A 1,405-nucleotide genomic window follows, 5' to 3' on the forward strand; every position below is an offset into this window, starting at 1 on the left:
CGCTGGGCGTGGCCAGGCCGAAGGCGTGGGTAGCGTGGTCGACATCGCCCCAAGTGCAGCCACCGCCGACGCGTGCGGTGCGTGCGTCCGGATCGACACGAACACCCCGCAGTTCGCCGAGGTCGACGACGACACCGTCATCGCAGACCCCGAGCCCCGCCCCATTATGGCCACCGCCGCGCACCGCGAGCGGCAATTGGTGTTCGCGGGCAAAGCCGATCGCATAGCTGACGTCGGCGACGTCGCTGCATTTTACGATCAGTTGCGGCCGGCGATCGATCATGGCGTTGTACACGCGACGGGCCTGATCGTAATCCGGGTCATCGGGACGTATGGCGGGGCCGCGAAGCGCACCCTGCAAGTCATCTAATGCATCGGTGTCAAACATGGTGCCTGCTCCTTATCTGTGGTCGTCGTAGACGAGTCTAGGGAGCAGCCGGCATCGGCACATCGACAGAATTGATCAATTTGAGAGGCGATATCGGTTAGTCAAAAATGACTAGACGGCAGCGGTTATCGGGTTTTCCTGAATTTTGCTTCGCCGCCATCAGCCCAGGCGGGGCCCGGGCAGTGGAGGAACCAACCGAACTTCGACCCGGATGGCCGTTACCCTTCGATCAGATTGCAACGGCGGGCGTAGGCAGCGGCTTGCGTACGGTTACTGGTGTTGGTCTTGGCGAGAATACTGCGCACGTGATTGGCAACGGTGTTGGGGCTGACGAACAGCCGGGTAGCGATTTCCCGGTTGCTGTGTCCGGTCGCAAGCAGTTGCACAACGTCAAGCTCGCGGCGGCTGAGGCCGTCCGGGTTGGCCGACTCCTCAGTGCTCAACCGGTTCTGGTTCGAAAGCCGGTCGACCTTCGCTGACAGCGTGCCCATTCCCAGCTCGCCGGCGGTGGCCGCGGCCTCCTCAAGGAGCGAAGCGGCCGCCGCGCGGCTGTTGACCGGATCTGCGGCGAGCCGCAGTGCGGCCAGCTGATACTGGCCGTGTGCAAGCGAGGGTCGGGCACCGGTGCGCCGGTCGAGTGCCAGCGCGGCCACGAGGTGGCTAACGGCCGAGTCTTGGTCTCCGGCGGTCATGGCCAACAGCCCGAGAAAACGGTCGGCCGCACCGAAGCAGGCGACCGAGGTCCCGGCGACGACGTTCTGTCCGGAGTAGGGCAGCAAATGCCGGTAGAGATACTTGGCGCGTTCGGCATCGTCGAGCACTGCACAGACCTCGGCCAAGTAGGCCAGGCAGGTTACCCACAAGCCGTCCCTGGGTACGGCTGCGAAGTCGTCGGCGCTGAGTTTTTCGAATTCGTTACGCGCGGCCTCGTATCGCCCGACTTCGGTGTATAACACCACGAGCCCCGGCTGCCACACGGAACCGGACTGCGCACCGGTCAAAAAGCGCTCCAGCAAC

General features: G+C 64.0%; 2 protein-coding genes. Both read right to left on the reverse strand.

Annotated features, from left to right (window positions below):
• A partial coding sequence (locus SAHL_RS02145) for an FAD-binding oxidoreductase (protein ID WP_148045452.1) occupies window positions 1-388 on the reverse strand: 388 nt, incomplete at its 3' end.
• Between the two features lie 218 nt (window positions 389-606).
• The coding region (locus SAHL_RS02150; RefSeq protein WP_221177790.1) for a helix-turn-helix transcriptional regulator at window positions 607-1,405 on the reverse strand (799 nt) is incomplete at its 5' end.

Source organism: Salinisphaera orenii subsp. halophila YIM 95161 (assembly GCF_003732545.1).
Taxonomy (GTDB): domain Bacteria; phylum Pseudomonadota; class Gammaproteobacteria; order Nevskiales; family Salinisphaeraceae; genus Salinisphaera; species Salinisphaera orenii_A.